General features: G+C 69.0%; 24 protein-coding genes. 17 read left to right on the forward strand and 7 right to left on the reverse strand.

All coding sequences use genetic code 11. The features are described from left to right. Positions 1-55 precede the first annotated feature (55 nt). Genes ACAG26_RS13595 through ACAG26_RS13605 form a run of 3 tightly spaced genes read left to right on the forward strand, consistent with a single transcriptional unit; the run spans position 56 to position 3,802 of the window. Positions 56-964 (forward strand): metal-dependent hydrolase, encoded by a 909-nt coding sequence (locus ACAG26_RS13595; protein WP_370482987.1) that lies wholly within the window; start codon positions 56-58, stop codon positions 962-964. Between the two features lie 10 nt (positions 965-974). Beyond that, complete coding sequence (locus ACAG26_RS13600) at positions 975-2,717, forward strand: SDR family oxidoreductase (protein ID WP_370482989.1); 1,743 nt, start codon at positions 975-977, stop codon at positions 2,715-2,717. 8 nt (positions 2,718-2,725) lie between these two features. Beyond that, positions 2,726-3,802, forward strand: a complete 1,077-nt coding sequence (locus ACAG26_RS13605; protein ID WP_370482991.1) for a 2Fe-2S iron-sulfur cluster-binding protein — start codon at positions 2,726-2,728, stop codon at positions 3,800-3,802. A 92-nt stretch (positions 3,803-3,894) separates the two neighbouring features. Here the strand turns inward: ACAG26_RS13605 and asnB are convergent, their stop codons facing one another. Together asnB and ACAG26_RS13615 are read right to left on the reverse strand one after the other, a co-directional pair. Next, a complete protein-coding gene (asnB, locus tag ACAG26_RS13610; RefSeq protein WP_370482993.1) occupies positions 3,895-5,793 on the reverse strand; it encodes an asparagine synthase (glutamine-hydrolyzing) in 1,899 nt (632 codons plus the stop codon). Between the two features lie 4 nt (positions 5,794-5,797). Next, positions 5,798-6,838, reverse strand: a complete 1,041-nt coding sequence (locus ACAG26_RS13615; protein WP_370482994.1) for an aspartate carbamoyltransferase — start codon at positions 6,836-6,838, stop codon at positions 5,798-5,800. Between the two features lie 277 nt (positions 6,839-7,115). Between ACAG26_RS13615 and dapB the strand changes: the two genes are divergently transcribed. The 3 genes from dapB to ACAG26_RS13630 are packed head-to-tail and all read left to right on the forward strand — an operon-like array spanning position 7,116 to position 8,751. Continuing rightward, a complete protein-coding gene (gene dapB / locus ACAG26_RS13620) occupies positions 7,116-7,853 on the forward strand; it encodes a 4-hydroxy-tetrahydrodipicolinate reductase (protein WP_370482996.1) in 738 nt (245 codons plus the stop codon). Next, positions 7,850-8,299, forward strand: a complete 450-nt coding sequence (locus ACAG26_RS13625) for a hypothetical protein (RefSeq protein ID WP_370482998.1) — start codon at positions 7,850-7,852, stop codon at positions 8,297-8,299. Before dapB ends, ACAG26_RS13625 begins: the two co-directional genes overlap by 4 nt. Then, complete coding sequence (locus tag ACAG26_RS13630) at positions 8,296-8,751, forward strand: flavodoxin family protein (RefSeq protein WP_370482999.1); 456 nt, start codon at positions 8,296-8,298, stop codon at positions 8,749-8,751. Before ACAG26_RS13625 ends, ACAG26_RS13630 begins: the two co-directional genes overlap by 4 nt. Before the next feature lie 9 nt (positions 8,752-8,760). On the opposite strand, the gene ACAG26_RS13635 is transcribed toward ACAG26_RS13630, so the two are convergent. From ACAG26_RS13635 to ACAG26_RS13645, 3 genes are all read right to left on the reverse strand, one after another. Further along, positions 8,761-9,048, reverse strand: a complete 288-nt coding sequence (locus tag ACAG26_RS13635; RefSeq protein WP_370483001.1) for a hypothetical protein — start codon at positions 9,046-9,048, stop codon at positions 8,761-8,763. Positions 9,049-9,151: 103 nt separating this feature from the next. Continuing rightward, entirely contained in the window at positions 9,152-9,472 is a 321-nt protein-coding gene (locus tag ACAG26_RS13640; RefSeq protein ID WP_370483003.1) for a hypothetical protein, read from the reverse strand. A gap of 175 nt (positions 9,473-9,647) precedes the next feature. Then, positions 9,648-10,325 (reverse strand): Crp/Fnr family transcriptional regulator, encoded by a 678-nt coding sequence (locus ACAG26_RS13645; protein ID WP_370483005.1) that lies wholly within the window; start codon positions 10,323-10,325, stop codon positions 9,648-9,650. A gap of 326 nt (positions 10,326-10,651) precedes the next feature. Between ACAG26_RS13645 and ACAG26_RS13650 the strand changes: the two genes are divergently transcribed. The 3 genes from ACAG26_RS13650 to ACAG26_RS13660 are packed head-to-tail and all read left to right on the forward strand — an operon-like array spanning position 10,652 to position 15,842. Beyond that, on the forward strand, positions 10,652-11,095 hold the full coding sequence (locus ACAG26_RS13650; RefSeq protein ID WP_370483007.1) for a hypothetical protein: 444 nt from the start codon (positions 10,652-10,654) through the stop codon (positions 11,093-11,095). Between the two features lie 14 nt (positions 11,096-11,109). Continuing rightward, positions 11,110-12,633: a class I adenylate-forming enzyme family protein gene (locus ACAG26_RS13655; RefSeq protein WP_370483100.1), complete on the forward strand. Its 1,524-nt coding sequence runs from the start codon at positions 11,110-11,112 to the stop codon at positions 12,631-12,633. Further along, positions 12,630-15,842: a carboxyl transferase domain-containing protein gene (locus ACAG26_RS13660; RefSeq protein ID WP_370483009.1), complete on the forward strand. Its 3,213-nt coding sequence runs from the start codon at positions 12,630-12,632 to the stop codon at positions 15,840-15,842. Before ACAG26_RS13655 ends, ACAG26_RS13660 begins: the two co-directional genes overlap by 4 nt. A gap of 10 nt (positions 15,843-15,852) precedes the next feature. Here the strand turns inward: ACAG26_RS13660 and ACAG26_RS13665 are convergent, their stop codons facing one another. Beyond that, the gene (locus ACAG26_RS13665; RefSeq protein ID WP_370483011.1) at positions 15,853-16,560 is read right to left on the reverse strand and encodes a sensor domain-containing protein; all 708 of its coding nucleotides are present in this window, start codon (positions 16,558-16,560) and stop codon (positions 15,853-15,855) included. Between the two features lie 231 nt (positions 16,561-16,791). Between ACAG26_RS13665 and ACAG26_RS13670 the strand changes: the two genes are divergently transcribed. From ACAG26_RS13670 to ACAG26_RS13685, 4 genes are all read left to right on the forward strand, one after another. Continuing rightward, positions 16,792-17,445: a TetR/AcrR family transcriptional regulator gene (locus tag ACAG26_RS13670; RefSeq protein WP_370483013.1), complete on the forward strand. Its 654-nt coding sequence runs from the start codon at positions 16,792-16,794 to the stop codon at positions 17,443-17,445. A gap of 196 nt (positions 17,446-17,641) precedes the next feature. Further along, complete coding sequence (locus ACAG26_RS13675; RefSeq protein WP_370483014.1) at positions 17,642-18,457, forward strand: SDR family oxidoreductase; 816 nt, start codon at positions 17,642-17,644, stop codon at positions 18,455-18,457. 19 nt (positions 18,458-18,476) lie between these two features. Further along, positions 18,477-19,691, forward strand: a complete 1,215-nt coding sequence (locus ACAG26_RS13680) for an acyl-CoA dehydrogenase family protein (RefSeq protein ID WP_370483016.1) — start codon at positions 18,477-18,479, stop codon at positions 19,689-19,691. Further along, entirely contained in the window at positions 19,691-20,461 is a 771-nt protein-coding gene (locus ACAG26_RS13685; protein WP_370483018.1) for an SDR family oxidoreductase, read from the forward strand. Before ACAG26_RS13680 ends, ACAG26_RS13685 begins: the two co-directional genes overlap by 1 nt. A 10-nt stretch (positions 20,462-20,471) precedes the next feature. Here the strand turns inward: ACAG26_RS13685 and ACAG26_RS13690 are convergent, their stop codons facing one another. Beyond that, entirely contained in the window at positions 20,472-21,206 is a 735-nt protein-coding gene (locus ACAG26_RS13690; protein ID WP_370483019.1) for a dienelactone hydrolase family protein, read from the reverse strand. 98 nt (positions 21,207-21,304) lie between these two features. On the opposite strand from ACAG26_RS13690, the gene ACAG26_RS13695 reads away from it, so the two are divergent. From ACAG26_RS13695 to ACAG26_RS13710, 4 genes are all read left to right on the forward strand, one after another. Then, on the forward strand, positions 21,305-22,105 hold the full coding sequence (locus tag ACAG26_RS13695) for a thymidylate synthase (RefSeq protein ID WP_370483021.1): 801 nt from the start codon (positions 21,305-21,307) through the stop codon (positions 22,103-22,105). Beyond that, complete coding sequence (locus tag ACAG26_RS13700) at positions 22,102-22,584, forward strand: dihydrofolate reductase (RefSeq protein WP_370483023.1); 483 nt, start codon at positions 22,102-22,104, stop codon at positions 22,582-22,584. The genes ACAG26_RS13695 and ACAG26_RS13700 overlap by 4 nt, the downstream gene beginning before the upstream one ends. Positions 22,585-22,683: 99 nt before the next feature. Next, positions 22,684-23,418, forward strand: coding sequence for a DivIVA domain-containing protein (locus ACAG26_RS13705; protein WP_370483024.1), 735 nt, complete (start codon positions 22,684-22,686; stop codon positions 23,416-23,418). A 41-nt stretch (positions 23,419-23,459) separates the two neighbouring features. Further along, positions 23,460-24,677 (forward strand): winged helix-turn-helix domain-containing protein, encoded by a 1,218-nt coding sequence (locus ACAG26_RS13710; RefSeq protein ID WP_370483026.1) that lies wholly within the window; start codon positions 23,460-23,462, stop codon positions 24,675-24,677. Positions 24,678-24,736: the final 59 nt, after the last annotated feature.

Below are 24,736 nucleotides of genomic sequence, written 5' to 3' on the forward strand. Positions count from 1 at the left end.
AATGTCAAAATAGGGGACAAATCAGCTGTTTTTGTAAACCCCGCGGGAGGTCATGATGCTCACGGTTGATGATCGGGCGGCCGGCCCACACGATGCCTCCCTCGATCACGAGCGCATCGTGTTGGAGGCGCGCGACGTCAAGTTCGACTGGTCGACCCTGCCGGTGCACTATGTGCCGAACGAGCCGTTCAGCACCCATTTCTGCAATGTGCTGCACCTGCTGTTGCCGGCCGGCGAGGAGTTCTTCGTCGAGCTGTTCAAGCAGGCGTTGCCGCTGATCGCCGATGACCAACTGCGGCTGGACGTGCAGGGCTTCATCGGCCAGGAGGCGACCCACGCCCAGGCCCACACCGGGGTGGTCGACTACTTCGCCGCCAAGGGCATCGATATGTCGCCGTTCACCGACCAGGTGCACTGGTTGTTCGAGAAGCTGCTGGGCGACCGGCCGCATTGGAGCAAACGCCGGCAGCAGAAGTGGTTGCTGGAGCGGGTGGCGCTGGTGGCGGCCATCGAGCATTACACCGCGATCCTGGGGGAGTGGGTGCTGGACACCCCCGAACACGACGCCCTGGGCACCGATCCGGTGATGATGGACATGCTGCGCTGGCACGGCGCCGAAGAGGTCGAACACAAGGCCGTCGCCTTCGACGTGATGAAGCATCTGCGGGCCGGCTACTGGCGGCAGGCCCGCACCCAGCTAATCGTCACCCCGCTGATGCTGTGGCTGTGGGTGCGCGGGCTGCGGTTCATGTATTCGGTGGACCCGGAGCTGCCGCCGGGCACCAAACCCCGCTGGCGGGACTGGTTTGTCGCGGCGCGACGCCGGTTGGTCCCCGCGCCGTTCGAGTTCATCCGGGTGATCGGCGCCTACTACAAGCCGAGTTTCCATCCATCCGAGCTCGGCGGGGTAGAGCGCGCCGTCAACTACCTGGCCATCTCACCGGCCGCCCGCGCCACTCACTGACAGGAATCCATTGAGTACCGTTACCGCCTCGGACGGCGTCACCCTTGCGGTGCACCGCTACACCGACATCGACCCGGCCCGGCCCACCATCTTGGCCATCCACGGCTACCCGGACAACCACCACGTCTGGGACGCGGTAGCCGAACACCTCGGGGCGCGCTATAACTTTGTCGCCTACGACGTGCGTGGGGCCGGTGAGTCCTCGGCGCCGGCGGACCGGTCCGGATACCGGTTTGGCCAACTGGTCGCCGACGTCGGTGCGGTAATCGCGCACCTCGAGGTCGACCAGGTGCACCTGCTGGGACACGACTGGGGGTCGATCCAGGGCTGGGCCGCGGTCACCGACACCACCATGATGCCCCAAATCGGTTCCTACACTTCGATTTCGGGTCCTCATCTGGATTATGCGGGCAAGTTCTTGCGCTCGGCCCGCAGCCCCCGCGCCGTCGCCGACGTCGCCAAACAGGCGCTGGCGTCCGGCTACATCTGGCTCTTTTTGACCCCCCGCCTGCCCGAGGTGCTGTTCGGCTCCGGGTTGGGCGGCAAAGTTGTTGACGCCCTTGACCGCATCGGCCGGTCCAGCACCCGCACCCAACGCCGCACCGTGCCGCGCAGCCCCGGCGACTACCGCAATGGGCTCAACCTGTACCGGGCCAATATGCCGGCGCCGTTGCTGTCGCCGGCGCCGCAGCCACCGCCGACCACGGTGCCGGTGCAAGTGCTGGCGCCGCGTCGGGACATCTTCGTCACCCCCGCCCTGCAGCGGTTCACCGGCGGCATCCCGACCGGCGGCCGCGTCGTCCCCATCGAAGGCGGACACTGGGTGGTCACCGCGCGACCCGACGTGATTGCCCGGCTGACCGCCGAGTGGGTGGATCGGGCGGTGGCCGGCACGGCGGGGGAGACCGACACCGTCGCCACCGATCGCCGCGACGTGCGGGGCAAGCGGGCGCTGATCACCGGCGCGGGCGCCGGAATCGGCCGGGCCACTGCGGTGGAACTGGCTCGTCAGGGCGCCGGCACGGTGATCATCGTCGACCGGGACCGCGACGGTGCCAACGCCACCGCCGCGGCCGTCACCGCGGCCGGCGCCCAGGCCGCCGTGTACCAGGTCGACGTCACCGACGAAGCGGCCGTGAATGACCTTGCCGCACAGGTGAACACCGAGCACGGGGTGGTCGACATCCTGATCAACAATGCCGGGATCGGGATGGCCGGGCGGTTCCTGGAGACCAGCCCCGAGCACTGGGACGCCATCCTGGGCGTCAACCTGCGCGGCGTCATCAACGGCAGCCGGGCGTTCGCCGCGCAGATGGTCGAGCGCGGTCAGGGCGGCACGATCATCAACGTCTCGTCGGCGTCGGCGTATCTGCCGTCGAAATCCATGGTCGCCTACAGCACCACCAAGGCGGCGGTGTTGGCGTTCAGCGAATCGCTGCGCGCCGACCTCGCCGACGAAGGCATCACCGTCACCGCGGTGTGCCCCGGATTCGTCAACACCAATATCGCGAAAAGCACCGTGTACGCGGGGATGACGGCCGAGCAGCAAGAACGCGCCCGTGCCAAGGCCGACGCCGCCTACCGGCGGCGCAACTACACCCCGGAGGCCACCGCGAAAGCGATCGTGAAGGCGATCAAGACCGGACCGCCGGTGCTGCCGATCGCCGCCGAATCCAAGTTCGGCTACGCGATGCGCCGGATCAGCCCCACCGCGCTGCGGTTATTCGCCCGCTACGACATCCGTCAACGCTGAGGCCCACCATGTCCCAACAGATTTGGAAAACCCGGCCCACCGACCTGTACGGTCGTCGCAAACATGACCGGTTCTATGCCGCGTTATTCGGCGCCGTGCAGCTGTTCGGCGGGTTCGCGGCGGTCTCGCGCTGGGACCCGTCGCGGGTGACGCCGGTGCGGCGCACCATCGCCGCGACGGTCACCAAACGCGAAATGCTTACCCCGGATGTGGTGGCGCTGACGTTGGCCGACCCGCAGGGCGGGCTGCTGCCGTCCTGGACGCCCGGCGGGCACATCGACGTCCAGCTGCCGTCGGGCCGGCGCCGCCAGTATTCATTGTGCGGCCCGCCCGGGCGGCGCACCGATTACCGCATCGCGGTGCGCCGGCTGGACGACGGCGGCGGCGGGTCGATCGAGATGCACGACAGCTACGCCGAGGGCGACACCCTGGTATTCGAGGGGCCCCGCAACGCGTTCTATCTCGGCACCGGGGAGCACGACGTGCTGTTCGTGATCGGCGGAATCGGGGTGACACCCATCTTGCCGATGCTGGTCGAGGCACAGGCCCGCGGAATCGACTGGCGCGCCGTGTATGCCGGGCGCAGCCGGGGCGACATGCCGCTGTTGGATGAGGTGCTGGCGGTGGACCCGGACCGGGTCACCGTGTGGGCCGACGACGAGCGCGGCGGGTTCGCCGGCACCGCGGACCTGCTCGCCGACGCCGGACCGAGCACCGCGGTGTACGTGTGCGGGCCGGCCGAGATGTTGGAGGCGGTGCGCATCGCCCGCGACGAGCACGCCAATGCGCCGCTGCACTACGAACGGTTCAGCCCGCCCCCGGTGGTCGACGGGGCACCATTCGAGGTGGAGTTGGCCCACTCGCGGCGGGTGCTGGCGGTGCCGGCCGATCGGTCCGCGCTCGACGTCATGGTCGACGCGGATCCCACCACCCCCTATTCCTGCCGGCAGGGGTTCTGCGGCACCTGCAAGGTCAAGGTGTTGGCCGGCCAGGTGGAGCGGCGCGGCCGCGGCGCCGAGGGCGACGACGAGATGCTGGTCTGTGTCTCGCGGGCCGCCGACGGCCGGATCGTCCTCGACGCCTAGGCTCCGCCTCTCCGCGGCGAGCGTGCGCAGATGTACACGAAACCGCGGGCAACCCCGTACATCTGCGCACGCTCGCGGGGGAGGGCGGTGGCCTACGCGACGAACAGGTCGTGCAGGATGTGCAGCCCCAGCAGGTGGTTGTGGATCTTGTCGTGCTCGTTGGCGGCGGCGTTGTCGGCGGGCACCTCGGCTAAAAACCGGCGGGTGCGGTCCGGCGCGCAGATCCCCGCCGCGGCGATCCGGTCATGGCTCAAGTACCGGTCGGTCAACCGGGACAGCCGTGCCGACTGGGTCACCGAACGATGCGCGGGCGGCGCCATAAACGCGAATTTGCGTTTGCGGTACAAGAAGTCGGGCATCGCGTAGCGCAGCGCTTCGCGCAGCACCCACTTCTCGGTGCCCTCCCGGATCCGCAGGTTCGGCGGCACCCGCACCGCCGTTTCGGCGACCCGATGATCCAGCAGCGCCGGCCGGGTCTCCACGGCATGCGACATGTCCATCCGGTCGCCGCCCCAGCTCAGGATCTGACCGTCCAGCATGGTTTTGATCCAACTGTACTGGGCCTTATCCAGCCGCCCGCGATGCTCGAGTTGCCCCCGGTCGAGGCTTTGGGCCACCGCCTCCAGCGGGTCGTAGCCGCCGAGATCCGCGAGCAGCCCGTCGGCCAGCAGCGGTTTGACCCGATGCCAGGCCGACACCCACGGCTGCACCCAGCCCGGGGTGAAGCCCATCACCGCCTCGAAGCCGGGATGGCGCTGCGGTTGGGCCGCCAGGATCGCCCCGACGAACAGGTCATCGGCCGGGTTCAGCTGCCCGGAGGCATGGTCGAGCGCGAACGCCGGATAGCCGGCGAACAACTCGTCGGCGCCCTCCCCGGAGAGCACCGCGCGGAAGCCCGCGGCATGGGTGGTTTGGCTGAGCAGCATCTTGGCCACGCCGAGCGTGTTGTAGAAGGTCCGCTCGCTGTGCCACACCGCGCGCACGTAGTTGTCGTCGTAGAGCTGGCCCTCCCCGATGCGCCGAATCTGCAGCTGGGCGTCGTTGTGTTCGGCGACCTTGGTGGCGATGTCGGACTCGTCGTAGGCCGGATCCTCGAATCCGATCGTGAACGCCTGCGGCGAGGTTTGCGCCACCGCGGTCGCCATCCCCAAGATGGCGCCGCTGTCCATGCCCCCGGACAGGTATTGGCCCACCGGGACATCGGCCTGAATGCGCAATGCGACCGCGTCGGTAATCGCCGACCGCACCGCCTCGACATGCTGCTGCGGTTCGAGATCATCCCACCCGCCGTCGTGCGGGAAATCCAGGTCCCAGTACCGGTGGGTGCGGACCCGGAACCGGCCGTCGCACCGGTCGACCACCACCATGTGGCCGGGCCGCACCGATTCGATGCCCTCAAACGCCGTGGAGCCGGGCACCATGACCTGGACCAGCTGATTCACCGCGGCCGACCGCGACAGCCGGCGCGGCACCGCCGGATGCTCCAACAGCGCCTTGGCCTCCGACGCCCAGCCCACCATCTCGGTGCCCGGGTGGAAAAACAGCGGCCGCACCCCGAACCGGTCGCGGACCAACACCAGCCGGTCGCGGGCCAAATCCACCAGGGCGATCGCGTATTCGCCGCGCAGATGCTGCACGAAATCCAACCCGTAGCGCCGGTACAGGGCCAGCACCAATTCGCTGTCGGATTTGGAGTGAAAGCTTTCCCCCCGCGCGGTGAGCTCGGCCCGCATCCGCTGAAAGCCGTAGATTTCGCCGGCGACGGTCGCCACGACGTCGCCGGCGGCCGCCGACAGCGGCTGTTTGCCGCCGGGGCTCAGATCGTTGATCGCCAAGCGCACATGCCCCATCGCCAGCCCCGACTCCGGGTGCAGCGCGGTGCCGGGACCGTCCGGGCCGCGATGCCCAAGGGTGTCGGTCATGCGGTCGACGATGTCGGGCGCGTCGGGCCCGAGCCGTTGCAGAGTCCAGAATCCTGTTATGCCACACATACAGTCAGATTTCGTTACCTAACGCGTCGCGCCGACCGCTGATCGCCAGCAGTAAGGCTTGTCGGACAAACACCGCACCCGCGGCCTGGTCGAAATACAGGTTGTGGGGTGTGTCGTCGAGGTCGGTCCCCAGCTCGTCGTGCCGGGCCAGGGGATGCATGACGACCGCACCCGGCTGGAGGGCAGTGCTGGAGTCGACCCGGTATTTCGGCTCCAGTTCGCGATACTTGTGTCCCTCCAAGCCCAGCGAGTTTTGGTAGATGACATCGAATTCCGGTGCGTTTGCGGCGAATTCGTTGGTGCACCGGTATTCGATCCGCTGCTGGTCCAGCAGCGCCGCGACCTCGTCATCCAGCGGCTGCGGATCGTCGGAAATGATGGTGATGTCGCGGATACTCGGGCAGAAGTGCCGTGCGCCCATCAGCAGGAAGCTGCGCAGCGAGCGCATCCGGCGCGGTGCGCCGAGAATGCCCAACGAGAGCCGGTCGCCGTCGGTGCACCGCTCGGCCAACTGCGGACGCCATTTCACCAGCGCGTACCAGTCCGCGAGGGCCTGGGTGGGATGTTCCCGGCGGCCGTTGCCGCCGTTGATCAGCGGTGTCGTCATGCCGTGGGCGCGGATGTCCTCGATCACACTGTCCGCGAAATGGCGCAACACCACGATGTCGGCGTAGGCGTCGAACATGATCCCGGTGTCGGCCAGCGATTCCCCTTTGTCCACGCTGGTGTGTTCGGCGTCGGGGATGCTGATGACCGACGCGCCCAGCCGGTGAGCGGCGGATTCGAAGGAGAGCCGGGTCCTGGTGCTGGGCTCGAAGAACGCGGTGAGCACGATCGTTCCGTGCAGCGCGTCGGTCGCCGTCGCTCCGCTCTGCAGCCGCGCGGCAACCGAGAAGAGGTCGAGAAGCTCCCGTGTGTTTATATCCAGCGCGGAGACCACCGTCCGGCCGGACATCTGATCGAACTCGGCCGAGACGTCTTTGGCCAGCGGTCTCGGGTCGGTCACTCGACGGCCGACGGCGGTCGGCAATTCGGCCAGCGTCATTACAGTCTCCCCACGCGTGGACTCAAACCTGCTTAGCGGTGACTTAAGTGGACAATCCTTCGGTCAATGAGTCGCGGCCCGTAAGCAATACCCGGTGCCGGCGGTTCTCACACCCGAGCGGGTCAAAAACCGGGATGACCAGGCGATATGCCGGGCGGGTCGACTGGTGATCAGGGATGCGGGTACCGCCGTGCCGGGGGTGGCGGCCGCACTGCTGCATCTCCTCCTGTGTACCGGCAATCGGGGACGTTGTCCATGCCCGGCTAGTCTCTAACCCATGCGAGTGGGAGTGTTGGGCGCCAAAGGCAAGGTCGGCGCGACGATGGTGGCGGCCGTGGAAGCCGCCGAGGATCTGACCCTGTCCGCGCAGGTCGACGCCGGTGACCCGATGGGCCTGCTGACCGACAGCGGCACCGAGGTGGTGATCGACTTCACCCATCCCGACGTTGTGATGGACAATCTGAAATTCTTGATTGACAACGGGATTCACGCCGTCGTTGGCACCACCGGGTTCACCGCGCAGCGGCTGGACCAGGTGCGGTCGTGGTTGGACGCCAAACCGGGCGCCGCGGTGCTGATCGCCCCCAATTTCGCGATCGGTGCGGTGCTGTCCATGCATTTCGCCGCCCAGGCCGCACGCTTCTATGAATCGGTAGAGGTCATCGAACTGCATCACCCGCACAAGGCCGACGCCCCGTCGGGCACCGCCGCGCGGACCGCTCAACTGATCGCCGCAGCCCGAAAAGACTTGCCGCCCAACCCCGATGCCACCAGCACCAGCCTGCCGGGTGCCCGCGGCGCCGATGTCGACGGCATCCCCGTGCATTCGGTGCGGTTGGCGGGGCTGGTTGCCCACCAGGAGGTGCTGTTCGGCACCGAGGGCGAGACCCTGACCATCCGGCATGACAGCCTGGACCGCACCTCGTTCGTGCCCGGGGTGCTGCTGGCGGTGCGCGGCATCGCCGCCCGACCCGGCCTCACCATCGGACTAGAACCGCTGCTTGACCTGCGATGATCCGGGGGACCCAGCTGCTGATCGCCTTCATGTGCCTGGCGATGCTGCTGTACCTCGGGCTGCTCGGCCGCATCGCGGTGCTCATGATCACATCCGGGCGGGCCGCGGCCGTCGGGTTGGGGGTGGCGCTGCTGGCCCTACCGGTGATCGGGCTGTGGGCCATGATCGCCACCCTGCGCGCCGGGTTCGCCCACCAGAAGCTGGCCCGGCTCATCGCCGAGGACGGGCTGGAGCTCGACGTCAGCGCGTTACCGCGCCGGCCGTCGGGGCGCATCGAGCGGGACGCCGCCGACGCCCTGTTCGCCGCCGTCCGCGACGAACTGGACAGCGACCCGGAGAACTGGCGGCGCTGGTACCGGGTGGCGCGGGCCTACGACTACGCCGGGGATCGGCGCCGCGCCCGGGCGGCGATGAAAAAAGCCGTCGAGCTGCAGGGACGCCCATGAGCAAGACGCTGCTGATCGTGCACCACACGCCGTCGCCGTACTGCCAGCAGATGTTCGAGGCGGTGCTGTCCGGCGCGACCGACCCCGAGATCGAAGGCGTGCAGGTGGTGCGCCGGCCCGCGCTGAGCGTCTCACCGGCCGACATGCTGGACGCCGACGGCTACCTGCTGGGCAGCCCGGCCAACCTGGGGTATGTCAGCGGCGCCCTCAAGCACGCCTTCGACGTCTGCTATTACCCGATCCTGGATTCCACCCGCGGGCGACCGTTCGGGCTCTATCTGCACGGCAACGAGGGCACCGAAGGAGCCGAACGCGCCGTCGACGCGATCACGACCGGGCTGGGTTGGGCGAAAGCCGCCGAATACGTGCGGGTTTCGGGTAAGCCGACCAAGAACGACCTGGAGGCCTGCTGGGAACTCGGCGCGACCCTGGCCGCCCAGCTGATGGGGTAGAACCTCGGCTTAGGGGTCGATGTGGGTCGGCGGGTCGTAGAACGGGTGGACAATGTGCTCCACGTTCGGTCCCATCAGGTGGCAGTCCGGCTGGGCGTACGGGTCGCCGGGCGGGGCGGAGTAGACCACGCAGCGTCGCCACGAGCCGTCGGGCAGGATGGGGCCGTCGCACTTCGGGGTGCCGGGGAAGAGCAGCAACTGGGCGTCGATGCATCCCGCGCTGGCCGTCGGTGCCGACACGATCAGCCCCGCGCCCATCAGCACGCCAGCCAGTCCGGCGAAGAAGTATCGCTTCACGGTTCCGCCCCTTCCCGCGTGATCGCTGGCGCGCCGTCCAGCACGGCTGGGAAATGAGACTACCTCCGGTGCGCGCGGGGTTCGCCGCGTTCGGCGGTGTTTGCTACCCGCCGATGTGGTACGGCGGCAGGCCGGCACCGAAGTCCGGGTTGGTGTTCAGGTCCACGACCCAGCAGGACTCGCGGGGCGGCAGGAAACGGCCCTTACCGATGTAGAGCGCGCCCACCGCGGTGCATCGGCTGAACGTGTTGTCGGCACGGATCGGGCCATCGCAGACGGTCCCGAGGTCCTGGTTCTCACACCGGGCACCCGGGTCGGCGCGCGGCGCGGGTGCGGTGATCAGGGCAGCGACGGCGGCTCCGGCGGCGATGACGCTCGTCGCTGCGAGGGCGGCGATCCGGTGACGGCAGTATGCGGATGGCATGGTGTCCCTCCCGCCCGATGAGTGGTGGCGGATACGGAACCGGTCACGATGCGGCCTGTTCAGCGTCTCTATCGCTGGTATACGCCCCCTTTTGCGCTACGTCTAGTAGGCGACCTGCGGCGATGACGGGGAAGCTAGGTGCCGGGGGGCGACTTCGGTTGTGGCCCCGCCGAGATCACGATGCCGCGCGGCGGGCGAGTTTGGCCGGTTGGTCGATGAAGATGGTTTTGCCGCTGCGCCGAATCCAGCCGCGCTGGGTGAAGTCAGCCAGCGCCTTGTTGACGGTTTCCCGGGAGGAGCCCACCAGCTGAGCGAGTTCCGTTTGGCTGAGCGCGTGATCGACCCGCAGCGTGTCGCCCTCGCGCGCGCCGAACCGCATCGCCAGGTCCAACAGTTGTTTGGCCACCCGCCCCGGCACATCGGTGAAGATCAGGTCGCACAAGGTGTTGTTGGTGCGCCGCAGCCGACGCGCCAAGACCCGCAGCAACTGCTCAGCGATCTCGGGGCGTTCGGCGATCCAGGCCCGCAAGGCGTGACGGTCCATCGTCACTGCGCGCACCTCGGTGAGGGTGGTCACCGTCGAGGTTCTCGGGCCGGGGTCGAACAGGGCGAGTTCACCGAAGATGTCGGCGGGGCCCATCAGCGTGATCAGCGTTTCCCGGCCGTCCGCGGTCTTGCGGCCGACCTTGATTCTGCCCGCCAGGATGATGTACAGCTCATCGCCGGGCTCGTTCTCGACGAATACCGTGTGGCCGGGCGGGAAGGTGACCTGCTGCAGGTGGCTGGTCAGGGCGGCCGCGGCTTCGGGGGTGACGCCCTGGAGGATGCCGGACCGGGCCAACGCGTCGTTCATCTGGTCCCTTTCCAGGCCATGCGCGCGGTGACGGAGCCTGGACCACTACGCTCAACTCTCCGTGGGGGCATGCTTCCCGCTCGACAGAACGTTACACCAGATGGCTGATTCGTAACGATCCGGCGGGGCGGCGTTGCCGGCCAACACGGCGCTGAGGGTGCGGGCGAGTTTTTCACCGGCGGTACTCCGATCGTCGCGCGGCCACGATGCCACTGTATTGCGGCCCGCTGCCGCGACCTCGGCAACCCGCTTGTCGAAGTAGTTGGTGCACGTCGGACACGGTCGTAATGTGGCGCGAGGACCGAACGGAAGGGGACGACGCGACCATGCCGGGTTTGGCCAGCATTGTCATGGGCACCGCACCCGTCGCCGGCGGGGCGCTGCTCGGTGTGGTGGCGGGAAACTTCAAGGGACCCGATATCCGCGCCATGATCAAACAGGACCTGGACCTGCTCGACCGGATACCGGAGCAGCAAGAGCAGCGGCGCGCCGATCTGCAGCGCACCATCGACGGCCGCATCGATGATCTGGTGGCGACGTTCGACCGCGGCCGGGCATTGCGGGCGATGGCGACGTCACTGCACGGCGATTGGCGCGACATCGTGTTGTTCGTGTGCGCGGTGCTGTTCACGCTGGTGTGGTGGAGCGTGGACCACGAGCGGAGCAACTGGCTGCCGATGTTCGTCGTGATGGTCCTGGCGTCGGCGGTGACGGCCCTCTACGCGCTGCGGGGCACCTGGCGCAGCCTGTCCGGGGCGCTGCGGCGATGACTGCCAGGCGCCCGGTGACCGAGATCCCGCGTCGACACAACCCGCTCCCGACCACCGGGGTGATCCGGGATGAACACGGCATCGCGCACTACGAGCGGCTGCCGGCCACCCTGCTGGACATGCTCGCCGAGCAGGTAGACGGCCGGCCGGAGGCCGAGGCGGTGGTGGAACTCGGTGGCGCTCGCCTGACCTATCGCCAGGTGTGGCAGCGCGCCGCGCGGGTGGCCGGCGGGCTGCGCGCAAACGGGCTGCGCCGCGGTGACCGGGTCGGGGTGCGGTACCCCGCGGGCATCGACTGGGTGCTGGCGTTTTGGGGCACCATCATGGCCGGTGGCGTGCCGGTCGCGGTCAACACCCGCTCGGCGGCGCCGGAGATCGAGTTCGTGTTGTCCGACGCCGGTGCGCGGATCGATCTCGCGCCCGACACCGCGCTGCCCGACGGTGACCCGTACGTGGTCGACGGGCTGAGCCGCACCGACACCGCCGCGCTGTTCTACACCTCGGGCACCACCGGCCACCCCAAGGGGGTGCCCACCAGCCACGAGGCGTTTTTGACCAACGCCGAGAACATGCTGCGCGGGCTGGGACAGCCGCGCGACATCGGTGAGGGGCTGCGCACCCTGATCTCGGTGCCGCTGTTCCACGTGACCGGCTGCAACTCCCAGCTGCTGGCGGCCGCCTACACCGGGGGAGCGGCGGTGATCCTGCCCGCGCTGAGCCTGCCCGACTTGATCGCGGCGCTGCCCGCCGAACGGATCTCGGCGCTGGTGACGGTCCCGGCGATCTACGCGTTGTTGCTGCGGCACAACGCCTTCGCCGGAGCCGACGTGTCGGGGGTGCGCTGGGTGGGCTACGGTGGCGCGCCCATCGCGCCGTCGCTGGTGCGCGCGCTGCGCGACGCATTCGGTGCGGCGACGGTGTTCAACGGCTACGGCATGACCGAGACCGCGTCGCTGATGACGGTCCTGCCGGACACCGAGGCGGTGGAGCACGCCGACTCGGTCGGTTACGCGGTGCCCTCCGGGGACATCGGGGTGCTGCCGCTCGGCGACGATCCCCACACCGGCGAACTGGTGGTGCGCGGCGCCAACGTGATGGGCGGGTACTGGAACCGGCCCGAGGCCACCGCCGCCACCATCGTGGACGGCTGGCTGCACACCGGCGACGTGGTCCGGGTCGACGACGCCGGCCGGGTCCATCTCATCGACCGGCTCAAGGACATCATCAACCGCGGCGGGGAAAACGTGTCCAGCGTCGAGGTGGAGGCGGCGCTGCTGTCGGCGCCCGGGGTCGCCGACGCCTGCGTCCTGGGGGTGCCCGACGACGTGATGGGCGAAAAGGTCGGCGCCGTGCTGGTCGCCGACCGGGAACCGGTTGACCTGGCGGCGGTGCTGGACCACTGCCGTGACCAACTCGCCGATTTCAAAGTCCCGCAATACATCACCGTGGTCACCGAGGAGCTGCCGCGCACCCCCAGCGGCAAGCTGCGCAAGGATCGGCTGCGCGCCCAGGTGCAGTGGGGCCCGGCGCTGCGATGACGCTGCTGATCGCCAACCGCGGTGAGATCGCGCTCCGCATCATCCGCACCGCCACCGAGCTTGGGCTGCGCAGCGTCGCGGTGTACGCCGAGGACGACGCCGACAGCCCGCACGTGCACGCCGCCGACACCGCCGTCGGTCTGCCCGGCGCGGGCCCGGCGGCGTACCTGGATGCGACCGCCGTGCTGGCCGCCGCCGAGCGGGCCGGCGCCGAGGTGATCCATCCCGGCTACGGGTTCCTGTCCGAGAACGCCGCATTCGCCCGCGCCGTCGCCGCCGCCGGTCACACCTTCGTCGGCCCGTCGGTGGAATTGTTGGAGATGTTCGGCGACAAGACCGCGGCCCGTCGCGCCGCCGTCGCGGCCGGGTTGCCGGTGCCGGACGCGACCGACGGTAGAGCCAGTGTCGCCGACGTGCACACGTTTTTCGCCGCCCACCCCGCCGGCATCATGATCAAGTCGCTGGCCGGCGGCGGCGGCCGCGGGCTGCGCACCGTCCGCGCCGCCGATCAGATCGACGATGCCTACCGCCGCTGCGCCGCCGAAGCACAACTCGGCTTCGGCGACCCCGCGGTGTTCGCCGAGGCGCTGGTCGACAACGCCCGCCACATTGAGGTGCAGATCGTCGCCGCGCCGACCGCCGAGGACACCCGCGCGCTTGCCCTCGGGGACCGCGACTGCAGCATCCAGCGGCGCTACCAGAAGCTGGTCGAGATCGCGCCCGCGCAGGGCCTGTCGCCGTCGGTGCGCCACGACCTGCACCGGGCGGCGGCGCGGCTGTGCGCCAGCGTCGGCTACCGCGGGCTGGCCACCGTCGAGTTCTTGGTCAGCGCCGACCGATTCGTCTTCCTGGAAGTCAACCCGCGCATCCAGGTCGAACACACCGTCACCGAGGAAGTTGCCGGGGTCGACCTGGTGGCCGTGCAGCTCGCCATCGCCGGCGGTGCCCGATTTCCCGAGTTGGGCCTGCCGGCCGGGATCGTCGCCGACCGTGCCGCCGCGACCGGGGAGCCGGCGCCCGCGCACGGGGTCGCCGTGCAGACCCGGGTCAACCTGGAAACCGTCGGGGTCGACGGATCGGTGCTGCCCACCGCCGGAACCCTGACCGCCTTCGCGCCGCCCACCGGCCCCGGGGTGCGGGTGGACACCTACGGCCGACCCGGGCTCACCGTCAGCCCGCGCTATGACTCGCTGCTGGCGAAGGTGATCACCCACACCCGCGGCCCGTCGTTTCCGGCGGCGCTGCGCAAGGCGCGGGCGGCGCTGGGCGAGTTCGGCATCGACGGCGTGCACACCAACCTCGCATTCCTGCGCGCGCTGCTGGCCGACCGCGACCTGCAATCCGGGGTGGTGTCGACGAGTTGGCTGCAGGACAAGCTTCCCGAGTTGCTCGGCCCCGCGGCCGGCGGCACCGCGGCGGTTCCCGCACCGGACCTGGGCTCGGCGGAGGAGGCGCTGCACACCCCGATGGCCGGCACCGTCGTCGAGGTCGCGCCCGACGGCGCCGACGTCGGGACCGGCGCCGTCCTCGTGGTGCTGGAGGCGATGAAGATGCAGCACGTGCTGGCCGCACCGGCGCAGGTGCGCACCGTGCGGGCCCTGGTGACCGCGGGACAAACCGTCGGCGCCGGGGACCCGCTGCTGATCTTCACCCGCACCGGGGACCCCGAAGCCGACGTGTCGGTCGCCGAACGCGAATTGGCGGCACCCCGCGCCGACCTCGACGAGATCCGTGAACGGCACCGACGCACCCGGGACGAGGGCCGCCCGGACGCAGTCACCAAGCGGCACAACCAGAATCGGCGCACCGCCCGAGAGAACATCGCCGACCTGGTGGACGCCGGCAGCTTCATCGAATACGGGGCCTTAGCGCTGGCCGCGCAGCGCAGCCGCCGCTCCGAAGCGGATCTGATCGCCAACACCCCGGCCGACGGACTGGTCGCCGGGCTGGCGACCATCGGGGCGGCGCAATTCGGGCGGGCCGCCGCCGAAGCCGCCGTGCTGTCCTACGACTACACCGTGCTGGCCGGCACCCAAGGCATGCGCAACCACGCCAAAACCGACCGGGTTTTCGACTTGGCGGCGCGCAGAAGGCTGCCGGTGGTGCTGTTCGCCGAGGGCGGCGGCGGCCGGCCCGGCGACACCGACGTGGGCGGCATGGCCGGACTCGACGTGCCCACGTTTCGCGCGCTGGCCGCGCTGCGCGGCCGGGTGCCGCTGATCGCGATCGTGTCCGGGCGCTGTTTTGCCGGCAACGCCGCGCTGGCCGGGGTGTGCGATGTGATCATCGCGACCCCGGATGCCAACATCGGGATGGGCGGGCCGGCGATGATCGAGGGCGGCGGCCTGGGCGTGTATCGGCCCGAAGACATCGGGCCGATCGACGTGCAACGCCGCAACGGCGTGGTCGGCGTGGTCGCCCGCGACGAAGCGCACGCGGTGACGCTGGCCCAGCGGTACCTGTCGTATTTCCAGGGCCGGGTCGCCGAGTGGGAGGCCCCGGACCCGCGGCTGGCCCAACACGTGGTGCCGCAAAACCGGTTGCGGGCCTACGACGTGCATCGGGCCATCGAGTCGGTGGTCGACGTCGGCTCCGTTTTGCCGTTGCGCGCCGAATACGGGGTCGGAATCGTCACCGCGCTGGTCCGCGTCGAGGGCGTCGGCTACGGGTTGGTGGCCAATAACAGCTACCACCTCGGCGGGGCCATCGACGCCGAGGCCGCCGACAAATTGGCCGACTTCCTGGAGCTGTGCGAGTCGTTTCGACTGCCGGTGATCTCGCTGTGCGACACGCCCGGCTTCATGGTCGGCCCGGACGTCGAGAAGGAGGCCGCGGTCCGGCGCTTCGGCCGGCTGTTCGTCGTCAGCGCGCGGCTGACCGTGCCGTTCGGGATGATCGTGCTGCGCAAGGGCTATGGGCTGGGCGCGATGGCGATGGCCGGTGGCTCCTTTCACGCCCCGCAGTTCACCGTCGCCTGGCCGACCGGCGAGATCGGCGGGATGGGTCTGGAAGGGGCGGTGCGGCTGGGATATAGCAAGGAGCTGGCCGCCGCCGCGGGCCCGGTTGAGCGGCAACAGCTGTTCGAGAAGCTCGTCGAGGCGGCCTACCAACGCGGCAAGGCGCTGCATTCGGCGACCACATTCGAACTCGACGACGTGATCGACCCCGCGGATTCGCGGGTGTGGATCAGCAGGCTGTCGGGCGGCTGACCGGATCCGGTCACGATATCTTGTCGACGTTGCCCGACATCTGGTAGGCGATCCGGCTGGCATCATCGGTGATGCCGCGGCCACAGACTCCGACGTCGATGACCACATTGGACACCGAGCGCATCGCGCGCTGACACGCCCAGTCCTGAGGTGCATCAATCGTGCTGAACAGGCTGATCTTGGGGAAGACACCGATGAGGTTTTCGAAGGTCACCCGCCGGGACATGCCGTCCGCGTTGGTGACCGTCACGGTTTGCCCAACGCACGACTTCCATTTGGCCAGCGAACTCTGCAGGAACGCGTCGGCTTGGTCGGCGGACGGATAAGCCACGACGCCCTGACGGACCTCGTGGTCGATCGAGGTGCCTGGTTCCGCCGAGTACTGCGAGTAAACCGCGGTCCAGTCGCTGCCCTGATACGCCGGCGCGACGACGGCATGCAGTGCCGACAGGCACTCCGGGCGCGACACCGTATACGTGGGGCTGATCATGTCCCGCTCGGTGGGGTCGGGGTGGAGGTTTGGTGTGCGCATGAGGGTGCCGATTTCGGCCGGGCTCAGGAGAATGGCGTCCAGGCGGTCGGCCGGCACGGGTCGGGTCGTGGTGGTGATGAGGGGTTCTCCGCGACCCGGCGGGGCAGTCTTGGTGGCTGCGGGGGTGGTGCGCCAGATATACAGGCTGCCGAGCGCGGCCACCAGCACCAGGGCGCCGACGCCCAACAGAAACCACGGGTTGCGCAGCGACGCTGGGGGGTGGTTCCTGGCCCCCGAACCCCGCTCGGTGTCGTCACTCAATCGCCGCCTCCTGGAAACCGATCCACGACCCACAATGTCTACCCTGCCGCCGCTCCCGCCGCATCCGCTGTGCGGGGGTGCCAACACCGGACGACGTCCGCGACGGCCATGTCCGCAACGTACGAACCCGACGTCGGATTCAGATATCCTTTCCGGATGGATACGACCGCGTCGGGCGTATCGGACGAGGTGCCGCCGCCGACCCGGCCCGCACCGGCAACCGTGCGCGGTGCCCGTACCCGGGCCGCGCTGATCGCCGCCGCGCGCAAGGTGTTCGAGCGCGACGGCTACCTCGACGCCAAGCTCGCCGACATCACCAAGGCGGCCCGGTGTGCCACCGGCTCCTTCTACACCTACTTCGCCAACAAAGAAGAGATCTTCGCCGCCGTACTCGAGCAGGCCCAGCAGGACATGCTGCATCCGGGCATGGACCGGGTCAGCGATACCGATGACCCGTATGCGGTGCTGGAGGCCAGCAACCGTGCCTACCTGGAGGCGTATCGACGCAACGCCAAACTGATGGCCCTGCTGGAGCAAGTCGCCCAGGTGGATCCGCAGTTCCGCGCGTTTCGGACCCGCCGCGCCGACGCGTTCATTCGGCGCAACGCGGCCGGGATCGCCGACCTGCAGGCCCGCGGCATCGCCGACCCCGACGTCGACCCGGTGCTCGCCTCGCGCGCGCTGTCGAGCATGGTCAGCCGGCTGGCCTACAGCGCCTTCGCGATCGAGGAGATCGAGGATGTCGACTTCGAGGCGCTGGTGGCCACCGTGACCCGGCTGTGGGCCAACGCGCTGCGGTTTCCCCGCTGACCCGCCGAGCAGACGCAAACGCCCCTTTTTCCCAGCCCCGGAAGGGTCTTTTGCGTCTGCTCGCCACTCAGTTGAACCTGAGCCCGGATTCAACTATGGTGAGGTCCACCGGCGAGCAGACACAGAATCGCATTCGGCAGCCCGGATCTGTGCGATTCTGTGTCTGCTCGCGGAGATCGGAGCCGAGGATTTCCCTGTGAAGGTTGCCCAGAAAGTCGCCATCGTCACCGGCGGTGGCGGTGGCATCGGCGGTGCGCTGGCCGCCAAACTCGCACGCGAGGGAGCGCGGGTCGTCGTCGCCGACCTGGACGCGGAGGCCGCTCACGCGGTGGCCGGGCGGGTCAACGCCGAGTCGCCCGGCGCCGCCGTCGGCGCGGGCGCCGACGTCGCCGAGTCCGCCGCCATCGAGCAGCTAATCGATCTCGCCGACCGCGAATTCGGGCCCGTGGACCTGTATTTCGCCAACGCGGGCATCACCGGTGCCGCGGGCCTGGACGTCAGCGACGCCGCCTGGGACCGCAGCATCGACGTCAACCTGCGCGCCCACATCCGCGCCGCGCAACTGCTAGTGCCGCGCTGGGTGAAGCGCGGCGCGGGGTACTTCGTGGCCACCGCCTCGGCGGCCGGGCTGCTCACCCAGCTCGGCTCGGCCACCTATTCGGTCACCAAACACGCCGCCGTCGGTTTCGCCGAATGGCTGAACATCACCTACGGCGACCAGGGGGTGCGGGTCAGCTGTCTGTGCCCGATGGGCGTCAACACCCAACTGCTGTACGCCGGCGAACAGTCCGGTGACCCGCTGGGCGACCTGGCCACCCGGGCGGTCACCGCCGCCGGCGCCGTGCTGGAGCCGGCCGCGGTCGCCGACATCGTGCTGGACGCCATCGCCGAGGAACGTTTTCTGATCCTGCCGCACCCGGAGGTGCTGGAGATGTACCGCCACAAGGCGGCCGACTACGACCGCTGGCTGCACGGCATGCGCCGTTACCAGCGCGGTCTGCTGGGTAATTGATTTCGCCGATAGGAGTCGCATGTCCGTATTCGAAACCACCGAGCGCGCCCAGAAGTATCAGCAGGACCTGCTGGAGTTCATGGATTCGCACGTCTACCCGGCCGAGGCGGTCTACGAGGAGCAGATGCGCGACTCCGGCGACCCGCACTTTCAGCCGCCGATCCTCGAGGAGCTCAAAGAGCAGGCCCGCAGCCGGGGATTGTGGAACCTGTTTCACCCGCACCCGGAATGGGGCCCGGGGCTGACCAATCTGGAATACGCGCCGCTGGCCGAGATCATGGGCCGCAGCCCACATCTGGCGCCCGAGGCGTGTAACTGCAACGCACCCGACACCGGCAACATGGAGGTATTCACCCTCTTCGGGTCCGACGAGCACAAGGAGCGCTACCTCAAACCGCTGCTGGACGGCAAGATCCGCTCGGCGTTCGTGATGACCGAGCCGCAGGTGGCCAGCTCGGATGCCACCAACGTGCAGATGTCGATGGTGCGCGACGGCGACGAGTATGTACTCAACGGCCGGAAGTGGTTTGCCTCCAACGCGTTACACAAGAACTGCACGGTGATGATCGTGATGGGCAAGACCGATCCCAACGCCGCCACGCACCGTCAGCAGTCGATGCTGGTGGTCCCGATGGACACTCCCGGTGTGACCGTGCTGCGGGGGTTGCCGGTGTTCGGCTACCAGGACCGGGAGGGCCACGCCGAGATCGATTTCCACGACGTGCGCGTGCCGGTCAGCGATGTGCTCAAGGGCGAAGGCGAGGGCTTCGCGATCGCCCAGGCGCGGCTCGGTCCCGGCCGCATCCACCATTGCATGCGCGCGATCGGGATGGCCGAGCGAGCCCTGGAGTTGCTGTGCCGCCGCGCGCAGTCCCGCGTCACCTTCGGCAAGCCGGTTGCTGACAACGCCAACATTCGGGACTGGATCGCCGAGGCTCGCATCGACATCGAGATGATTCGGCTGCTCACCCTCAAGGCGGCCCACCTGATGGACACCGTCGGTAACAAGGCTGCCCAAACCGAGATCGCGGCGATCAAGGTCGCCGCACCCAACATCGCGTTGAAGATCGTCGACCGCGCCATCCAGGTGCACGGCGCCGGCGGGGTCACCGACGACTTCCCGCTGGCGATGGCCTACGCCCATCTGCGCACGCTGCGGCTGGCCGACGGCCCCGATGAGGTGCACAAGCGTGCCATCGCGCGCCAGGAACTGCGCAAATACCGGGAGGCGTGATGACCTCACTGGATCTGAGCGGGCGCACCGCGATCGTCACCGGCGCCTCCCGCGGGATCGGCCTGGCCATCGCCCAGCGGTTGGCCGACGCCGGCGCCAACGTGGTGCTCACGTCCCGTAAGCAGGACAGCGCGGATGCCGCCGCCGCCGAGGTCGGCGGCACCGCGATCGGGGTCGCCGCCCACGCGGTCGAGGAGGACCAGGCGCGCCGCTGCATCGAGCTGGCCTTGGAAAAGTTCGGCAGCGTCGACATTCTGGTCAACAACGCCGGCACCAACCCGGCGTTCGGCCCGCTGATCGACCAGGACCACGGCCGGTTCGCCAAGGTCTTCGACGTCAACCTGTGGGCGCCGCTGCTGTGGACCTCGCTGGCGGTCAAGGCGTGGATGGGTGAGCACGGCGGTGCGGTGGTCAACACCGCATCGATCGGCGGCATGGGCTTCGAGGCGAACCTCGGCTTGTACAACGCCACCAAGGCGGCGCTGATTCACGTCACCAAGCAGCTGGCGCTGGAACTTTCGCCGCGGGTGCGGGTCAACGCGATCTGTCCGGGGGTGGTGCGCACTCGGCTCGCCGAGGCGCTGTGGCGCGAGCATGAGCAGGCGGTGGCCGGGGCCACCGCGTTGGGCCGGATCGGGGAACCGGTCGACGTGGCGGGTGCGGTCGCGTTCCTGGTCTCGGATGCCGCCAGCTGGATCACCGGGGACACGATGGTGATCGACGGTGGTCAAATCCTCGGCGATGCAAGGATGTTCCGGGCCGGCGGCTAGCGAGTACCGCTTACAGCGTCGCGCCGAAGAGATCCCGCATCGCCGCCCAGTGCCGCTCGGCGGCCGCAGCGTCATAGGGCGCGTTATCCGGGACCGCGAAGCCGTGCCCGGCCGGATAGGTCTCGATGGTGTGCGGCACCCCGGCAGCCGTCAGTGCCTTGCCCAGCGCCTCGGCCTGCTCGGGGGTGAACGAGGCGTCGTCCTGCGCACCGCCGATGTAGAGCGTGGCGGTGATCTGCTCGGCCAGCAGATGCGGGCTGTCCGGCTGGTCGGTGACCAGCCCGCCGCCGTGAAATGACGCGGCCGCCGCCACCCGCTCCGGGACCCGGCCGGCCACCACCACCGATGTCCGCCCGCCCATGCAGTAGCCGGTGGTGCCGTACCGGTCGCCGCGCACCTCGGGTCGACCGTCGAGGTAGGCGAAGAACGCGCTGGCGTCGCTGGCCATCATGTCGGGGGTGATGCTGCGGATCATCGCGAACAGCCGGTTCCGTTCAGTGGGGTCGCTGAACGCGGTGCCCATATCGAACGGCGCCCACTGGCCGTGCCGGTAGTAGAAGTCGGGCAGCAGCACCGCGTACCCGAAGCCGGCCAGCGTGGCCGCCATGTCGTCGAAGGTGTCGCGGACCCCGCCGGCGTCGGGGTACATGACCACACCGGCCCACGGGCCGGTGCCGTCGGGGGTGAACAGGCCGATGGGGCAGGTGCCGTCGGCGGTGGTGACGGTGTCAGTGATGTGCGGCATGGCTACCGTTCTACTCGCCTGCCTGCGCCGCATATTCATCGCGTCTACCCGCCGCGCCGGGCCGCGCCGCGCTGGCGATCGTCGCTAAGCTGGGCGGCGTGCCGATCGCCACGCCGTATGAGGATCTGCTGCACCTGGTGCTGGAGCGGGGCACCGGCAAGGCCGACCGCACCGGCACCGGCACCCGCAGCCTGTTCGGTCACCAGCTGCGCTACGACCTGTCGGCCGGGTTTCCGTTGATCACCACCAAGAAGGTGCACGTCAAGTCGGTGATCTATGAGCTGCTGTGGTTTTTGCGCGGCGATTCGAACATCGGCTGGCTGCGGGAACATGGCGTCACCATCTGGGATGAGTGGGCGAGCGAAACCGGGGATCTGGGACCGATCTACGGGGTGCAGTGGCGGGCGTGGCCGACGCCGTCCGGCGAGCACGTCGACCAGATCAGCAACGCGCTGCGGCTGCTGCGCACCGACCCCGATTCGCGGCGCATCATCGTGTCGGCGTGGAACGTCGGTGAACTCGACCAGATGGCGCTGGCGCCGTGCCATGCGCTGTTCCAGTTCTACGTCGCCGACGGCAAGCTGAGCTGTCAGCTCTATCAGCGCAGCGCCGACCTGTTTTTGGGCGTGCCGTTCAACATCGCCAGCTACGCGCTGCTGACCCACATGATGGCCGCGCAGGCCGGCCTGCGGGTCGGCGAGTTCGTGTGGACCGGCGGCGACTGCCACATCTACAACAACCACGTCGAGCAGGTCCGCGAGCAACTGAGCCGCGAGCCCCGTCCCTATCCGCAACTTGTGCTGGCGCACCGTGATTCGATCTTCGACTACCGGTACGAGGACATCGACATCCAGAACTACGCTCCGCATCCGGCGATCAAAGCCCCCGTGGCCGTATGACGGCCCTCGGCCTGATCTGGGCGCAGTCCACGTCGGGGGTGATCGGCCGCGGCGGGGACATCCCCTGGCGACTGCCCGAGGACCAAGCCCACTTCAAACAGCTCACCACGGGTCACACCGTGGTGATGGGGCGGCTGACGTGGGAATCGCTGCCGGCCCGGGTGCGCCCACTGCCGGGCCGCCGCAATGTCGTCGTGACCCGGCAGACCGACTACACCGCCGACGGCGCCACCGTGGCGAGCGCGCTGGCCGACGCGCTCACCGATGAGGACACCTGGGTGATCGGCGGCGGCGAGATCTATGCGCTGGCGCTGCCGCTGGCGACACGCTGCGAAGTCACCGAGATCGACATCGACCTGCCGCGCGAGGACGGGGACGTGGTGGCGCCGGTCCTGGACGAGTCGTGGGTTGCCACGACGGGGGAGTGGCTGACCAGTAGCGCGGGTCTGCGCTACCGCTTCCACAGCTACAGTCGGTAGTGAGCGCTCGTGTCCGCGCCAACGGCACGACCGTGACATAGTCGACTGGGGGCCGGGTTCACTGGGTCTACCAGGCGTTTTCGGGAAGGGGAGTTGCACGTGGAAACCGAATCCGCAATGACGTTCTCTCGCGTATTCAGGGGATACGATCCGGCTGCGGTTGATGCCTACATCGAGATGTTGACCGCCAAACAAGAGTTGCTGCTTCGCGACGTCGAGAGCCTGAGGGGCCGGCTGAAGGAATCCGGCGACGAAGTAGCTGAGCTGCGGAAGGAGGTCGCCGTCCTCACGGACACCTCACCCGCGCCCCACGCGGTGCAAAATCGGATGGCGAAGATGCTGCGGTGTGCGCTCGACGAGGTTTCCGAGATGCGGGCCGAGGCGCGGGCCGAAGCAGAGGCGCTGATCGCCGCGGCCGAGGCCGAAGCCGAGGCCGCGCGGCAAGAGCACCAAGCGCAGGTGGCGGACATGACCGCGCAGCGAAACGCCTTAGAAGCGGAGTATGCGGAAACTAAGAAAGAGCTCGACGCCGAGCTAGCCGCGATGCGCGCTGAAACCCGATCGGCGATCGATGAGGCGAACCACGACGCGCTGCAGGAGCGTGAGCAACTCCTCGCCGACGCAAAGCAGGAGGCCGATCACTATCGTGAGCAGTCCCGGCAGGCGGTGGACGAGGCGAGCCAGCAACGAATCAAGGTCCTGGAGCAACTGATGGGCGTATACCGCGACCTGGAGGCGGTTCCGGCCACCCTTGAGTTGGCATACCAGGAACAAAAGAATCCGCTCGACGCCAGCGTCGTGGTGCCGTTGGGCCAGAAGCGGAGCACGGGGTGAGTCCGCGGGCGCCTCGCCCCTGAATCGGTATTCTCGGCGTCGTGTCGCTCCGGAACCGTAGGCTGACCGCCGCGCAAGCCCGTCGGATAGCCGTTGCGGCGCAAGGGTTTAGCGGCCCAGGTTGCGGCGGCAAGTTCACTCGCGCGCACCTGCGGCGGCTGATCTCCCGGATCCAGGTGCTGCAACTCGACTCGGTGTCGGTCGCGGTGCGCGCCCACTACGCGCCGGTGTTCAGCCGGTTGGGGCCCTACGACCGGGAGCTGCTGGACCGTGCGGCGTGGCAGCACAGCGCCCGACAGCCGCGGCTCTTGGTTGAGTACTGGGCGCATGAGGCCGCGCTGATGGCCGTCGAGGACTGGCCGCTGCTGCGGTGGCGGATGCGGCAATACACCCACGGTCGGTGGGGTTCCCAGATCGTGCGGGCCAATCCCAAGTTGGCCGGCGACGTGGTCGCGGCGGTGGCCGAGTTGGGTCCGAGCACCGCCGGACAGATCGAGGCCCACTTGGCCGCGCGGCCGCGCCGCGGCAAGGGTGCCTGGTGGAACCGCAGCGACACCAAGTGGGTCGCCGAGGCACTGTTCGCCGCCGGGGTGCTGACGACGGCCACCCGGGTGGGGTTCGCGCGGCACTACGACCTGACCGAACGGGTGTTGCCGCCGGAGGTGCTGGCTCGCGCGGTCGATGACGACGAGGCGGTGCGCGAGCTGACGCTGCGGGCGGCGACCGCGCTGGGGGTGGGCACCGCGGCCGATATCCGCGACTACTTCCGGCTGTCGGCCGCGCAGACCAAACCGGCGCTCGCCAAACTGGTCGCCGACGGCGAGCTGGAACCGGTGGAGGTGGACGGATGGCCGGATGGCGCCTATCTGCGGGTCGGGCAGGTCGTGCCCCGCGCCGACGCGGGCACCGCGTTGTTGTGCCCGTTCGACCCGTTGATCTTCTTCCGGCCGCGGGTGCAGCGGCTGTTCGGCTTTCACTACCGCATCGAGATCTACACCCCGGCGGCCAAACGCCAATACGGCTACTACGTGTGGCCCTTCCTGCTGGACGGGCGGTTGGTCGCCCGGGTGGACCTGAAAGCCGACCGCGACCGCGACACACTGCACGTGGTGGGCGCGTTCGGTGAACCCGGCCACGCCCCGGCCCGGGTGGCGGCCGCGCTGGCCGGTGAGCTGGCCAGTATGGCGTCCTGGCTGGGATTGGGCGGCGTCACCGTCGGCGACCGTGGTGATCTGGTCGGCGCGCTGCGGGCGACCTGATCATCGCCGTGTTGCGGCGGTGCGGCGTGGCGGCGTCGAAATTGCGCACAGGGTCGCTG

Source organism: Mycobacterium sp. pUA109, from assembly GCF_041287095.1.
Taxonomy (GTDB): Bacteria; Actinomycetota; Actinomycetes; order Mycobacteriales; family Mycobacteriaceae; genus Mycobacterium.

Bases quoted from the DNA above. Each gene is read 5' to 3' on its own strand.
- ACAG26_RS13595 (WP_370482987.1), top strand. From the start codon at position 56: ATGCTCACGGTTGATGATCGGGCGGCCGGCCCACACGATGCCTCCCTC.
- ACAG26_RS13605 (WP_370482991.1), top strand. From the start codon at position 2,726: ATGTCCCAACAGATTTGGAAAACCCGGCCCACCGACCTGTACGGTCGT.
- asnB (WP_370482993.1), bottom strand. From the start codon at position 5,793: ATGTGTGGCATAACAGGATTCTGGACTCTGCAACGGCTCGGGCCCGAC.
- ACAG26_RS13615 (WP_370482994.1), bottom strand. From the start codon at position 6,838: ATGACGCTGGCCGAATTGCCGACCGCCGTCGGCCGTCGAGTGACCGAC.
- dapB (WP_370482996.1), top strand. From the start codon at position 7,116: ATGCGAGTGGGAGTGTTGGGCGCCAAAGGCAAGGTCGGCGCGACGATG.
- ACAG26_RS13625 (WP_370482998.1), top strand. From the start codon at position 7,850: ATGATCCGGGGGACCCAGCTGCTGATCGCCTTCATGTGCCTGGCGATG.
- ACAG26_RS13630 (WP_370482999.1), top strand. From the start codon at position 8,296: ATGAGCAAGACGCTGCTGATCGTGCACCACACGCCGTCGCCGTACTGC.
- ACAG26_RS13640 (WP_370483003.1), bottom strand. From the start codon at position 9,472: ATGCCATCCGCATACTGCCGTCACCGGATCGCCGCCCTCGCAGCGACG.
- ACAG26_RS13645 (WP_370483005.1), bottom strand. From the start codon at position 10,325: ATGAACGACGCGTTGGCCCGGTCCGGCATCCTCCAGGGCGTCACCCCC.
- ACAG26_RS13650 (WP_370483007.1), top strand. From the start codon at position 10,652: ATGCCGGGTTTGGCCAGCATTGTCATGGGCACCGCACCCGTCGCCGGC.
- ACAG26_RS13660 (WP_370483009.1), top strand. From the start codon at position 12,630: ATGACGCTGCTGATCGCCAACCGCGGTGAGATCGCGCTCCGCATCATC.
- ACAG26_RS13670 (WP_370483013.1), top strand. From the start codon at position 16,792: ATGGATACGACCGCGTCGGGCGTATCGGACGAGGTGCCGCCGCCGACC.
- ACAG26_RS13680 (WP_370483016.1), top strand. From the start codon at position 18,477: ATGTCCGTATTCGAAACCACCGAGCGCGCCCAGAAGTATCAGCAGGAC.
- ACAG26_RS13685 (WP_370483018.1), top strand. From the start codon at position 19,691: ATGACCTCACTGGATCTGAGCGGGCGCACCGCGATCGTCACCGGCGCC.
- ACAG26_RS13690 (WP_370483019.1), bottom strand. From the start codon at position 21,206: ATGCCGCACATCACTGACACCGTCACCACCGCCGACGGCACCTGCCCC.
- ACAG26_RS13700 (WP_370483023.1), top strand. From the start codon at position 22,102: ATGACGGCCCTCGGCCTGATCTGGGCGCAGTCCACGTCGGGGGTGATC.